The following is a 13,162-nucleotide window of genomic DNA, read 5'->3' on the forward strand; positions in this document are numbered from 1 at the left end:
CCGCATCCGGTTTTTGCCGCCCCGGCAACAGAAGTGGCCCTCGCCCGGTGCGTCGGAGCACGCTGGCGGCGTCCCGGACGAGAGGCTGACGACCATGGCGCACGAGCACCACCACGGACACGGTCACCACCAAGAGGGTCACCGGCACGAGCACGGCCACGACACCGACATCGACTGGGCCGAGATGGCCCCGCACCTGGAGGCGCAGGCCGAGCTGTTCACGCCGCTGTACGAGCGCGCCCTGAACTGGCTCGGCAGGGAGGTGACCGAGCCGGGGCTGATCGTCGACGCGGGCAGCGGTCCCGGCGTCGTCACCTGTCTGTTCGCCGAGACCTTTCCCGGCGCCCGGGTCGTGGCCGTCGACGGCTCCGCACCGCTGCTGGAACGCGCCCGGCAGCGCGCCGAGCGACTGGGGTACGCCGACCGTTTCGACACGCTGGCCGGTGAACTTCCGCAGGTGCTGGAGGAGTTGGACTATCCGGCCGACCTGCTGTGGGCCGGCCGCAGCCTGCACCACCTCGGTGACCAGCGGACCGCCCTCGGCGCCTTCGCGCAGCGGCTGGCGCCCGGCGGGACACTGGCGATCATGGAGGGCGGGCTGCCGGCCCGGTTCCTGCCGCGCGACCTCGGCTTCGGCCGCCCCGGACTGCAGGCGCGCCTGGACGCGCTGGAAGCCGAGTGGTTCGCCCGGATGCGGGCCGACCTGCCCGGCTCCGTCGACGAGGTCGAGGACTGGTCGGCGCTGCTGAGCGGCGCGGGACTGACCCACGCCCGCACGCGCAGCTTCCTCCTCGACCTGCCCGCGCCCGCCTCCGACCGGGCCCGCGCCTACGTCGCCGACTCCCTCGGCCGGTTCCGGGACGCCTACGGGGACCGGCTCGACGCCGACGACCGCGCCACCCTCGACCGTCTCCTGGACCCCGACGACAAGGCGGGCGTGCACCACCGTCCGGACGTGTTCGTCCTGGCGGCACACACGGTGCACACGGCGGTGCGCACCGGAGCTTGACGGTGCACCCGGTCCCCGTTCGCCGCCTACCGTGACGCCTGCGGAGACCGCCGACGCCCTTGACTTCGAGAGCGCTTCAATTGATTGACTCCCTGTCATCGGACCGGAACACAGGGGGCAACCATGTCCATCAGTACCGACTCTCCCGTCGCGCTCGTCACCGGCGGTGGCAGTGGCATCGGGGCCGCCGTCGCCCGCAGGCTGCTCGGAGGCGGGCACCGGGTCGCCGTCACCGGGCGCGGGGAGGCGCGGCTGCGGGGCCTGGCCAAGGAACTCGGTGAGCCGGAGGGGCTGTTGACGATCGTCGGCGACATGACCGAGTACGCCGAGGTCCAGGGCGCCGTCACGGCCACGCTGAAGGAGTTCGGGCGGCTGGACACGGTGGTCGCCAACGCCGGTTCCGCCACGCACGACACCGTCGCGGAGGGCGACCCCGACGGCTGGAGGGACATGGTGCTGACCAACGTCCTCGGCCCCGCGCTCCTCGTCCGTGCCTCGATCGACGCCCTGAGGGCGACCCGGGGCCGGATCGTGCTGGTCGGCAGCGTCGCCGGGTTCGTCAACACCCCGGGCAACCTCTACGGGGCGACGAAGTGGGCGGTGACCGGTCTCGCCGAGAACACCCGCCGCCAGGTCACCGAGTGGGGCGTCGGCGTGACCCTGATCGCGCCGGGCCGGGTGGAGACGCCGTTCTGGGACGGTCTCGGCAGCCTGCCGCCGGGCCATCTGCTCACGGCCGACCAGATCGCCGACTCGGTCGTGTGGGCCGTGGGCCGGCCCGAGGGGGTCGACGTCAACACCATCGTCGTACGACCGATCGGACAGCCCAACTGACCCCGCGCGAAAGCCGGTCGGGCTGTCCGGCCGGCGTCAGTTGTTCTGCAGGAACTGCTTGGCCAGCCTGTCCCCCAGCGTGACGGCCGCGCTGTGGCTCTCGATGGGGGAGACCTGGGAGTTCTTGAACAGGATGTAGGTCACGCCGGAGTCGGTGCCGCCGGTCTCGGGGTCGGGGTCGATCCCGAGGGCGTTGGCGGTGGCGTACGAGGCCTCACCGATGATCTTGGTGGGGCCGGTGTCGCCGACGACGGCGTACTCGACCTTGTTGTTGTAGATCACGGCGACCACGCCACCGCCCTTGATGCCGGCGGCGGAGTAGTTCCAGATGCTGCTGGAGCTGGGCACGACGACGTACGGCAGTGAGTCCGCGCGCAGGGGCCGGCCGTCGGACTGGTGGAAGGCCGTGTCGTCCTGGTACCAGGGGTCGGTGCTCTCGCTGCACTTCGACGTGCGCTGTCCGTCGCAGTCGATGTCCATGTCGGCCTTCCAGAACACGGCGCCGTTCTTGCCGCACACCGGGACCGTGGCCGACGTCTCGTCGTCGGTCCTGTACTTGCCGTTCGATATCTGCGAGCAGGACGTCACCTTGGCGAGCAGGTCGGCCGCGCTGACCGAGCCCTCCTGGGCGGTGGTCGGACGGGCGGTGCCGGAGGCGTTCGCGGGGAGGACTCCGGCGGCGAGCAGGGCGGCCCCGGAGGCCGCGGCGAGGGTCAGTGTTCGTAGACGCACTGTGGGGGACCCTTCTGTTAGGAAAGTTTCCTTACTCGGGTGCCGTACAAGGTGGCGTGCTTTACGTGCTCTCGTCAACCCCCTTGGTCCGGACTTCTGTCCGCCGCCCTTATTGCGGCGCTTTGGGCCCGGGACAAGACTGGACGTAATGAGCATTCCGGAGATTCGCCCTACTTCTGGGAGGCGACGCTCATGTTCGTGCGCACTGTGTACGCCACCGGTGATCCCGCGAAGGTGGACACCGCCATCAGGGCCCTGAACGCACAGGGCCGGGACCTGCTGCAGGAACGCCCCGGGTATCGCGGGGCGGGCATCTTCGTCGACCGGGAGCTCGGCAAACTGCTGGCCGTCAGCTGGTGGGAGACCGAGGAGGCCAGGCGCAACAGCGACGAGGTCATGCGGGAGCGGCGTCCGTCGCTGATGGAGCCGTTCGCCGCGACGATCGCGGTCGACAACTACGAGGTGGCGGTCTTCCATCCGGCCGGCAGGCCGGTGGCCGGCGGCGGACTGCGCATCACCCGCCTGGAGTTCGACCCCGACGACGCGGATCTGCTGGCCGACACCTTCCGCGTCTCGGTGGCCCCGCGTCTGGAGACGCTGCCGGGCTTCACCGGGGCGTCCCTGCACATCGACCGGTCGCGTGGCCGGGGTCTGGTCGGTGCCCTGTTCGCCGACCGCGACTCGCTGGCGGCCTCCCGCTCGGCGCAGGCCTCGGTCCGGCAGGAAGGTGCGGCCAAGGCGCATGTCACCGTGGTCGCACTGGAGGAGTTCGAGATCGTCCACGCGGAGGTGTGGGGCAGCAACTGACCCTCTTCGCGCCCTGGTTGGCGACAGACCGCTCCCGCACCCTGGCCGGGCCACGGAGCGGCCCCCGCACACGAAGGCCCCCGCCGCGCGGGGGCCTTCGCACAGGGCGTGACGGGTTCTCAGGCCATGTTGAAGGTGGACGGGTCCGGACCCAGGCGCCGGTCCTCGTTCAGCGCGCTGATCGCGGCCAGGTCCTCGGTGTCCAGGCTGAAGTCGAACACCTCGATGTTCTCCTTGATCCGGGACGGCGTCACGGACTTGGGGATCACCACGTTGCCCAGCTGAAGGTGCCAGCGCAGGACGACCTGCGCCGGGGTGCGGCCGTGCTTCTGGGCGATGGCGACGATCGCCGGGACCTCCAGCAGGCCCTTGCCCGAACCGAGCGGCGACCAGGCCTCGGTGGCGATGCCCTGCTCCTTGTGGAACTCGCGCGCCGCGAGCTGCTGCAGGTGCGGGTGCAGCTCGATCTGGTCGACCGCCGGGATGACGGACGTCTCGTCGATGAGCCGGCGAAGGTGCTCCGGCTCGAAGTTGGACACGCCGATGGCGCGGACACGGCCGTCGGCGTGCAGCTTCTCGAACGCCTTGTAGGTGTCGACGTACTTGTCGCGGGCCGGGGTCGGCCAGTGGATGAGGTAGAGGTCGACGTACTCCAGGCCGAGCTTGCGCAGCGAGACGTCGAACGCGCGCAGCGTCGAGTCGTATCCGTGCTCGCTGTTCCAGAGCTTGGTGGTGACGAAGATGTCCTCGCGCGGGACGCCGGAGGACGCGATCGCCTTGCCGGTGCCCTCTTCGTTGCCGTAGATCGCCGCTGTGTCGATGCTGCGGTACCCGGCCTCCAACGCGGTGGCGACCGCCCGCTCCGCCTCGTCGTCCGGCACCTGCCAGACGCCGAAGCCCAGCTGGGGCATCTCGACGCCGTTGTTGAGGGTGATCGGGGGGACCTTGCTGCTCACGAGCTCTTGATCCTTACGGTTGTCTGTCAGGTGATACTCCTATCGTCAACGATCACGTGCCGTGATGCATTCCTGACCGGAAAATCCACCGGGACCGACTCGTGCCCCGAACCGCGGGCTCTAGGCCCGGTACAGTGCCTCGACCTCGTTGGCGTAGGCGTTCTCGATCGCCTTGCGCTTCAGCTTCAGCGACGGCGTCAGCAGGCCGTGTTCCTCGGTGAACGGCTGGGCCAGTATGCGGAACGTGCGGATCGACTCGGCCTGCGAGACAAGGGTGTTGGCGGCGACCACCGCGCGTCGCACCTCGGTCTCCAGGTCGGCGTCGCGCACCAGCTCCGCCGGGGACAGCCGCGGCTTTCCGCGCATGGTCAGCCAGTGCTCGACGGCCTCGTGGTCAAGGGTGACCAGGGCGGCGATGTACGGGCGGTCGTTGCCGACGACGATGCACTGGTTGACGAGCGGATGGTCCCGGACCCGCTCCTCCAGCACGCCCGGGGAGACGCTCTTGCCGCCGGAGGTGACGAGGATCTCCTTCTTGCGGCCGGTGATGGTGAGGTAGCCGTCCTCGTCCAGGGAGCCCAGGTCGCCGGTGGCGAGCCAGCCGTCGTGCAGGGTCTCGTCGGTGGCCTTCTGGTTGTTGAGGTAGCCCTGGAAGATGTTCGGGCCGTGCAGCCAGATCTCGCTGTCGTCCGCGATGTGCACGGTGACGCCCGGGATGGGCCGGCCGACCGTGCCGTAACGGGTGCGCTCGGGCGGGTTGGCGGTCGCGGCCGCCGTCGACTCGGTCAGCCCGTAGCCCTCGTAGATCTGCACGCCCGCGCCCGCGAAGAACAGGCCGAGCCGGCGGTCCATCCCGGAGCCGCCGGACATGGCGTTGCGGATCCGGCCGCCCATCGCCGCGCGCACCTTGGAGTAGACGAGCTTGTCGAACAGCTGGTGCTGCATGCGCAGTCCGGCCGAGGGGCCCGGTCCGATGCCCCAGGCCTTCGCCTCGACGGCGTCCGCGTACTTCACGGCGATCTCGACGGCCTTCTCGAACGGCCCGGCCTTGCCCTCCTTCTCGGCCTTGCGGCGGGAGGCGTTGAAGACCTTCTCGAAGATGTACGGCACCGCGAGGATGAACGTCGGCTTGAACGCCTGCAGGTCCGGCAGCAGGGCGGCGGCGTGCAGTTGCGGCTGGTGGCCGAAGCGGACCCCGCGGCGGATCGCGGCGACCTCCACCATGCGCCCGAAGACGTGCGCGAGCGGCAGGAACAGCAGCGTCGCCGCCTCGTCGCCCTTCTTGGAGTGGAAGACCGACTCCCAGCGGTCGGCGACCGTGTCCGCCTCCCACATGAAGCTGCTGTGCGTGATCACGCAGCCCTTGGGGCGGCCCGTGGTGCCCGAGGTGTAGATGATCGTCGCCGTCGACGACGGGGTGACGGCCTGCCGGTGGCGGTGGACCACGTCGTCGTCGAGGGGCGCGCCCGCGTCGTACAGCTCCTGCACGGCGCCGAGGTCGAGCTGCCACAGCTGGTGCAGCTGCGGCAGCCGGTCGATGACGCTGGCGATCGTCATGGCGTGGTCCTCGTGCTCCACGATCGCCGCCGAGCACTCGGAGTCGTACAGCATCCAGAAGCACTGCTCGGCCGAGGACGTCGGATAGATCGGCACCACCTGGGCGCCGATCGTCCACAGCGCGAAGTCGAACAGGGTCCACTCGTAGCGGGTGCGTGACATGATCGCGACGCGGTCGCCGAACCGGATGCCCCGGGCGAGGAGCCCCTTGGCGAGGGCCAGTACCTCGTCCCGGAACTCGGCCGCCGTCACGTCGCGCCATCGGCCCTGGTCGTCCTTGCGGCCGAGGGAGATGTGCAGCGGGTCCTCCAGGGCGCGCTCGAAGACGACGTCGGCCAGACCGCCCACTGTCGGCGGCAGCGTCAACGGCGGGCTGGTGAACTCGCGCAAACCCACTCCCCGCTCCCTGTTCGAGACTTCGCAAGCGCCGTGAAAGCTACCCCACGCGGGGACGGGGCGGGAGGGGGGCCGAATCCGAACAACCCTCACGTACACCGCGCCCGACGGGCGGCAAATGCGCTCACATCAGGAAGGGTCGGACAGAAAACTGACGGTTGAGTAAGTTTCGGTCCCGTAATCTCCACGGAATCTGTACGAGCCGACTACCGCCCTTGACCGCAGGTCAACGGCCTTGTCCGCGGTACGCGCCCGTCTTCTGTGTCAGCGTCTCACGGTCGGATTTCGTCACTGCGGCCCCAGTCGCCCGTGGCGTCCTGACCAGGGCGACCACCAGCGCGCCGGCGACCGTGGCGGTCGCTCCGGCGGCCCCGGCGGCCGTGTTCAGGCCCGCGGCGAACGCCGTGCGCAGCGCGTGCTCGGAGAAGGCGCCGCGCAGCGCCCCGGCCCCGCCGCCCGCCAGCGCGTGGGCCGGGCCGTGCGGCAGCGTGTCCTGCATCCGCGAGGTCAGCACGGTTCCGTAGACGGCGATGCCGAGCGCCAGGCCGAGCTGGCGGAAGGTGTTGACCGCTCCGCCCGCCATCCCGTGCCGGTCCTGCGGTACGGCGGCCAGCGCGGCGCCCGCGAGTCCCGGCGCCACCAGCCCCGTGCCGACACCGACCAGCACCAGTCCCGGCACCAGCGCGGACGCCGTCGAACCCGCGCCCAGCGTGGTCATGCAGAACTGCCCCGTCCCGATCAGCAGCAGTCCGCCCCCGATGGTGATCCGGGCCGGCGCTCCGTGCAGCAGCCGGCCGCCGGCCGCGGCCACCACGAACGACGACAGTGACAGCCACAGGAAGACCAGGCCGCCGCGCACCGAACTCATGCCGAGCATCGACTGCAGCCAGATCGAGTCGTAGGCCATCAGGCCGAACGCCGCCGCGTTGAAGGCGAGCGCGCCCACCATCACCCCCGAGAAGGCGGGCTCGGCGAACAGCCGCAGGTCCAGCAGCGGGTCGGCGCCGCGCCGCTCGACGACGACGAAGCAGACCAGCGCCGTGACGGCCGCCGCGAAGGTCAGCAGGGTGCCCGTCTCGCCCCAGCCGTGCTGTCCGGCCCGCACCGCGCCGTAGGTCAGCGCGCCCGCGAACGCGGCGAACGTCACCGTGCCCGCCCAGTCCACGCGACGCTCGCGCGAACCGTGCGACTCGGGTACGACCCGCAGGGTCAGCCACACCGCGGCCACGCTCACCGGCAGGTTGACGTAGAAGATCCACCGCCAGCCGGGTCCGTCGGTCAGCAGCCCGCCGACCACCGGTCCCACCGCGGCCGCGGCGCCGCTGACCGCGCCCCACACCCCGAGCGCGGCCGAGCGCTGCCTGCCCCGGTACACCGAGCTGAGCATGGGCAGCGTGGTCGAGAACATCGCCGCCGCGCCGAGGCCCTGCAGCCCGCGCGCCGCGACCAGCGTCCCCGGCCCGCCCGCCATGCCGCACAGCAGCGACGCCGTCGCGAACACCACGACTCCCGCGACGTGCACGCGCCGCCGTCCCAGGATGTCGGCCGCTGCGCCCACGCCGAGCAGCAGCGCGGCCAGCGCCAGCGCGTAACCGTCCATCACCCACTGCAGGTCGCTCAGCGAGGCGTGGAGCGAGCCCGCCATGTCCGGCAGCGCGACCACCGCGATGGTCACGTCCAGCAACAGCATGAACGTGCCCAGGCAGACGGCCGTCAGTGGCCCCCAAGTACGCATGTCCTCAACTCCTCGTGTGATGGCTGCGTCTCCGTCCGTACGATGGGACGGTCCGGCCGATCGCGGCGGCCACGAGGGCCCGGGCGCCGGAATCCGACATCAGGGGGCCGTATGGAGACGAATACCCACGCGATGCTGCCGCCCGGTCTCGACAACCTCGACGTGCGCCTGCTGACGGCACTGGAGATCGACGGCCGGGCGCCGTTCAGCAGGATCGCCTCGGTGCTCGGCGTCTCCGACCAGACCGTCGCCCGCCGTTACCGCCGGCTGTGCGCCGAGGACGGGCTGCGGGTCGTGGTGCTGCGGGACGCCCAGCGGCTGGGCCGGGACCAGTGGATGCTGCGGGTGCGCTGCGCGCCGGACAGCGCCCTGGCCATCGGGGAGGCGCTCGCGAAGCGCCCCGACACGTCCTGGGTCGGACTCGCCTCGGGCGGCACCGAGGTCCTGTGCCTGACCCGCCCGCGCAGTTCGAGCGACCACGACGACCTGCTGCTCGGCAAGCTCCCGCGCACTCCCAGCGTGGTGGAGATCCGCGCCCACCAGCTGCTGCACCGGTTCTACGGCGGCGCGCAGGGCTGGATCAGCAAGCTCGGCGCGCTCACCACCGAGGAGGCCGAAGCCCTGCGCCCGCCCACCGGGCCGGCCCCGGGCCCCGCGCGTCTCACCGCCGAGGACGAGCCCCTGCTGGACGCCCTGGAGCGCGACGGCCGCGCCGGCTACCCCGAACTGCGGCGCGCCACCGGCCTGTCCGAGTCCGCGGTCAAGCGCCGCCTCGCCGCGCTACGCGCCTCGGGCGCGGTGTACGTCGACTCCGAGTGCGACCCTGCCGTGATCGGCCACCCGGTCGCCGCCATGCTGTGGATCACCGCGGCCCCGGCCGCCCTGCACTCCGTCGGCGAGGCCCTGGCCGGTCACCGCCCGATCGCCCACGCCTCCGCGACGGCCGGCCCCTGCAACATCGTCGCAACCGCGCTGGCGGAGAACACCGCCGCCCTCTACGCCTACCTCAGCGGCCCCCTCGGCCACCTGGAGGGCGTCCAGCACGTGGAGACGACCGTGTTCCTCCGCCGCATCAAACAGCTCACATATCCGCCACCAGCACGCTGACCGAGCCCTCACCGGGGCTCAGCGGCGGTGCAGTCGGTCGCTGGGCGCGGCGTGAAGGGGGGCTTGCGTGTCCGCTCCCGGCGCGCTGACCGGTGTCCGCGCGGGCCCCAGCGGGGGCGGAGGTCGGTCCACCGGCGCCGGGTGCGTATGAAGGGGGCCGGTAATTCGTTCGCGGCGGGCTGACTGGTGTCGGCGCGGGGGCCGAGTGGCGTCGGTTGGGCGCCCGGCGCGGCGTGAAGGGGGCTTGCGTGTCCGCTCCCGGCTAGCTGACCGGTGTCCGCACGGGCTCCAGCGGGGGGGATTCGGTCCAACGGTGCCGGGTGCCCAGGAAGGGGGCCGGCAATTCGTTCGCGGCGGGCTGACTGGTGTCGGCGCGGGGGCCGAGTGGCGTCGGTTGGGCGCCTGGCGCGGCGTGAAGGGGGCTTGCGTGTCCGCTCCCGGCTAGCTGACCGGTGTCCGCACGGACCTCAGCGGGGGCGGAGGTCGGTCCACCGGCGCCGGGTGCGTTGGAGACCGGTAATTCGTTCCCGGCGTGCTTACCGGGGTCCGCTCGGGGCCGAGTGGCGTCGGTTGGGCGCCTGGCGCGGCGTGAAGGGGGCTTGCCTGTCGGCTGCCCGCTCGCGGGGCGCTGGCGGGTGCGGTCTCGCTCGCCGGGTGCCGCGCGCGGCACGGCGGGGGCCGACTGTGCACTCCCGGCGCGGCTCACCGTTCCGCTCCCTGCCCGCCGACCGGCGCTCGCCCCCGCGGGGGCCTGCCTGTGCACTCCCGGCGCGGCTCACCGTTCCGCTCCTTGCCTGCCGGCCGGCGTTCGCCCCGCGGGGGCCCAGCGGCGGTGCAGGCGGTCGCCGGCTGCCAGGATCGCTGCCGCCAGTGCGTCGGCCGCGCTCTGGGCGGAGGACCGGCGTCGGCCGTGGACGAGTACGAAGTCGACCTTGCCCAGCTCCGGCAGCCCCGCCCGCTCAGGTATCCGGGTGAGGCCCGGCGGGACGAGTCCCCGGGAGTGGGCCATCACGCCGAGCCCCGCCCGGGCCGCCGCGATCAGTCCGTTGAGGCTGGCGCTGGTGCAGGCGATGCGCCAGGGCCGGCCCACGCGCTCCAGCGACTCCAGGGCCACGGCCCGGGTGATGCCCGGCGGCGGGAAGACGATCAGCGGGACCGGCCGGTCCGGGTCCAGGCGCAGCCGTTCCGCGCCGATCCAGACGAGCTCGTCGTGCCAGACCAGTTCCCCGCGCGGGTCCTCGGGCCGCCGCTTCGCCAGCACCAGGTCCAGCTTCCCGGCCTGCAGCTGTTCGTGCAGGGTGCCCGACAGCTCCACGGTCAGCTCCAGGTCCACGTCGGGATGGTCGTGGCGGAAGCCCTCCAGGATCTCCGGCAGCCGGGTCAGCACGAAGTCCTCCGAGGCGCCGAAGCGGAGCCGGCCGCGCAGCCGCGTGCCCGCGAAGAAGGCCGTCGCCTGTTCGTGCACCTCCAGGATGCGGCGCGCGAAGCCCAGCATCGCCTCACCGTCCTCCGTCAGCTCCACGGAGTGCGTGTCCCGGGAGAACAGCCGGCGGCCGGTGGCTTCCTCGAGGCGGCGCACGTGCTGACTGACCGTGGACTGCCGCAGCCCGAGCCGCCGAGCGGCCTGAGTGAAGCTCAGGGTCTGCGAGACCGCCAGAAAAGTACGCAGGTGGGAGGGCTCGTACATGAGTTCCACGGTAGCCGGTCATCGCGAACGGCGATGACAGTCAGAGCGGTATGACGGATTCCCGATCGCTCGTCGGAGGAGGACCATGGAGCGGGGGACTCCGTGCCTCCCACACCCAGTACCGCCGACAGCGACAAGCAAGTGGAGCACCGTGAAACGCCTGCGATGGCCGAGCTGGATGCCGATCGACCCGTACATCCTGCTGCTGCTCGGGACGGTGGGCCTGGCGGCCCTGTTCCCGGCGCGCGGGACGGGGGCCGACGTGGCCTCGGGCGCCTCCACGGCGGCGATCGCCTTCCTCTTCTTCCTGTACGGCGCCCGGCTGTCCACGCGTGAGGCGCTGGACGGACTCAGGCACTGGCGACTGCACGGCACCGTCCTCGCCTGTACGTTCGTGGTCTTCCCACTGCTGGGCCTGGCCGCCCGGGGCCTCGTCCCGGTCTTCCTGACCCACCCGCTCTACCAGGGCCTGCTCTTCCTCACCCTCGTCCCGTCCACCATCCAGTCGTCGATCGCCTTCACGTCGATCGCCCGCGGCAACGTCCCCGCCGCGATCTGCGCGGGCTCCTTCTCCTCCCTCGTCGGCATCGTCGTCACCCCGCTGCTGGCGGCCGCCCTCCTCGGCAACAGCGGCGGCGGCTTCAGCGCCGACTCGCTCGTCAAGATCGTGCTGCAGCTGCTGGTGCCGTTCCTGGCCGGGCAGGTCCTGCGCCCCTGGATCGGCGGCTTCGTCGCCCGGCACAAGAAGGTCCTCGGCCTGGTCGACCGCGGCTCGATCCTGCTGGTCGTCTACACCGCGTTCAGCCAAGGCATGGTCCAGGGCATCTGGCGCCAGGTGAGCCCGGTCCGGCTGGGAGGCCTGCTGGTCGTCGAGGCGCTGCTGCTCGCCGTGATGCTGGCGCTCACCTGGTACGGCGCCAAGGCACTGCGGTTCGACCGCGAGGACCGCATCGCGATCCAGTTCGCCGGCTCCAAGAAGTCCCTCGCCTCCGGACTGCCCATGGCCAGCGTCCTGTTCGGCGCCCACGCCTCACTGGCGGTGCTGCCGCTGATGCTCTTCCACCAGATGCAGCTGATGGTGTGCGCGGTGATCGCCAAGCGCCGCTCGCGCGACCCCCTCGACGACGACGTCACCGGGTCCGCACCAGCCGCACCGTCACGAAACGCGGTCGGTACAGGGACACGTTCGCGTTGATGCCCGCCGAAGCACCGGCCGTCTGCAGCCAGTTGACGTCGTAGCTGAGCACCAGCCGCCCCCTGTCGGACACGGCGGGATGCGCCTGCGGGTTGTACGCGGCGACCTCGGACGTCGGCAGCGAGGCGCCGAAGTTCCTCGTCGGGCCGTGCCACGGCCCCGTGGGGGAGCAGGCCCAGTAGGAGGTCACGGTGGTCAGCCCCGCGCTGCCCGCGGCCATCGTGAACAGCACGTACGTGCCGTCGTGGCGCACCACGGAGAACGCGCTGCCCACCTTCGCCCCGCGCACCGCGGCGGCCCGCGCCCCCCACCCCACGCCGTCCCAGTACCGCCAGGCCGACGGATCCCCGAGCCGGCCCTCCGGCACGCGCGCCACATAGGCCGAGGACGACGGGCGGGACGCCGCCTGCCCGTCGTCGCCGCCGAACACATAGCTCCAGCCGCCCTTCTCGACCAGCGTCGTCCCGAACAGGACCCGGCGCGAGGGGTCGGCGACCAGGCTCTGGTCGAGCACCTTCACCACCGACTCCACCCGCAGGTCGGGCAGCGACAGCGTGGCCACCTCGGTGGCGGTCGGCACACCGTAGATCCACGGCGGCTGTCCCGCCGTCCGCACCCACAGCAGCACCCGGACGACCTTCTCGGACGAGCCGGGGGAGCGGGGCTCGACGCGGGCCGCGACGGGCCAGCGCCACTGGTTCGCCGCCGGGTCGGCGAAGAGCGGGGCGGGGAGGGTGGCCTGCAACCGGCCGTCGCGCATCACCACGGCCGAGTTGCGCACGAGCGGCGCCGAGGTGTCCCGCCAGGAGGCCGACTCGCCGACCGGGTTGGGCGGGGCGTGCACCTGGCCCAGATAGGTGTCCGAGAACAGCCACAGCACCCGCCTGTCCGGCAGCCGCACCGAGTGGGTGCCGTCGCCGCCGGTCCAGTCGTCGCCGCGGGTCGGGTCGTCGCCGTAGCGGGTGAACTCGTCCGTGAGCCGGTCGTCCCTGGACCACGAGGAGACCGTGTACGGCGCGCACCCGCCGCCCTGCCGTCCGCCGTGGTCCGGGAGGGCGGTGAGCAGCACGGCCGCGAGGACCAGCGTCAGCAGCAGGCCGACGCCGGTCCCCGTCCGCTGTCGTGCTCGTACGTCGTCGGGCACCCA

Annotated in this window: 11 protein-coding genes; 5 read left to right on the plus strand and 6 right to left on the minus strand. The window is 71.9% G+C overall.

Annotated features, from left to right (window positions below; genetic code table 11):
* The first annotated feature begins 94 nt into the window (after nucleotides 1-94).
* Nucleotides 95-1,009, plus strand: coding sequence for a trans-aconitate 2-methyltransferase (locus FBY22_RS09360; RefSeq protein ID WP_142144046.1), 915 nt, complete (start codon nucleotides 95-97; stop codon nucleotides 1,007-1,009).
* Nucleotides 1,010-1,132: 123 nt separating this feature from the next.
* A complete protein-coding gene (locus FBY22_RS09365; RefSeq protein ID WP_142144048.1) occupies nucleotides 1,133-1,843 on the plus strand; it encodes an SDR family oxidoreductase in 711 nt (236 codons plus the stop codon).
* Between the two features lie 36 nt (nucleotides 1,844-1,879).
* Here the strand turns inward: FBY22_RS09365 and FBY22_RS09370 are convergent, their stop codons facing one another.
* Nucleotides 1,880-2,575 (minus strand): glycoside hydrolase family 75 protein, encoded by a 696-nt coding sequence (locus FBY22_RS09370; RefSeq protein WP_142144050.1) that lies wholly within the window; start codon nucleotides 2,573-2,575, stop codon nucleotides 1,880-1,882.
* Between the two features lie 192 nt (nucleotides 2,576-2,767).
* Between FBY22_RS09370 and FBY22_RS09375 the strand changes: the two genes are divergently transcribed.
* Complete coding sequence (locus FBY22_RS09375; RefSeq protein ID WP_142144052.1) at nucleotides 2,768-3,382, plus strand: hypothetical protein; 615 nt, start codon at nucleotides 2,768-2,770, stop codon at nucleotides 3,380-3,382.
* 119 nt (nucleotides 3,383-3,501) lie between these two features.
* Here the strand turns inward: FBY22_RS09375 and FBY22_RS09380 are convergent, their stop codons facing one another.
* From FBY22_RS09380 to FBY22_RS09390, 3 genes are all read right to left on the minus strand, one after another.
* Nucleotides 3,502-4,338, minus strand: coding sequence for an aldo/keto reductase (locus tag FBY22_RS09380; protein WP_142144054.1), 837 nt, complete (start codon nucleotides 4,336-4,338; stop codon nucleotides 3,502-3,504).
* A 120-nt stretch (nucleotides 4,339-4,458) separates the two neighbouring features.
* Nucleotides 4,459-6,285 (minus strand): long-chain fatty acid--CoA ligase, encoded by a 1,827-nt coding sequence (locus FBY22_RS09385; RefSeq protein ID WP_142147479.1) that lies wholly within the window; start codon nucleotides 6,283-6,285, stop codon nucleotides 4,459-4,461.
* 232 nt (nucleotides 6,286-6,517) lie between these two features.
* Complete coding sequence (locus FBY22_RS09390; protein WP_142144056.1) at nucleotides 6,518-8,026, minus strand: MFS transporter; 1,509 nt, start codon at nucleotides 8,024-8,026, stop codon at nucleotides 6,518-6,520.
* Nucleotides 8,027-8,137: 111 nt separating this feature from the next.
* On the opposite strand from FBY22_RS09390, the gene FBY22_RS09395 reads away from it, so the two are divergent.
* A complete protein-coding gene (locus FBY22_RS09395; RefSeq protein ID WP_142144058.1) occupies nucleotides 8,138-9,133 on the plus strand; it encodes an Lrp/AsnC family transcriptional regulator in 996 nt (331 codons plus the stop codon).
* Nucleotides 9,134-9,908: 775 nt separating this feature from the next.
* Here FBY22_RS09395 and FBY22_RS09400 read toward each other — a convergent pair.
* Nucleotides 9,909-10,820, minus strand: coding sequence for a LysR substrate-binding domain-containing protein (locus FBY22_RS09400; protein ID WP_142144060.1), 912 nt, complete (start codon nucleotides 10,818-10,820; stop codon nucleotides 9,909-9,911).
* A 178-nt stretch (nucleotides 10,821-10,998) separates the two neighbouring features.
* On the opposite strand from FBY22_RS09400, the gene FBY22_RS09405 reads away from it, so the two are divergent.
* Nucleotides 10,999-12,015, plus strand: coding sequence for a bile acid:sodium symporter family protein (locus FBY22_RS09405; protein ID WP_174267192.1), 1,017 nt, complete (start codon nucleotides 10,999-11,001; stop codon nucleotides 12,013-12,015).
* On the opposite strand, the gene FBY22_RS09410 is transcribed toward FBY22_RS09405, so the two are convergent.
* The gene (locus FBY22_RS09410; protein WP_142144064.1) at nucleotides 11,951-13,159 is read right to left on the minus strand and encodes a DUF4185 domain-containing protein; all 1,209 of its coding nucleotides are present in this window, start codon (nucleotides 13,157-13,159) and stop codon (nucleotides 11,951-11,953) included. The two genes, FBY22_RS09405 and FBY22_RS09410, sit on opposite strands and share 65 nt — an antisense overlap.
* Between the last annotated feature and the right edge of the window lie 3 nt (nucleotides 13,160-13,162).

Origin of the sequence: Streptomyces sp. SLBN-31 (assembly GCF_006715395.1) — a bacterium.
Taxonomy (GTDB): domain Bacteria; phylum Actinomycetota; class Actinomycetes; order Streptomycetales; family Streptomycetaceae; genus Streptomyces.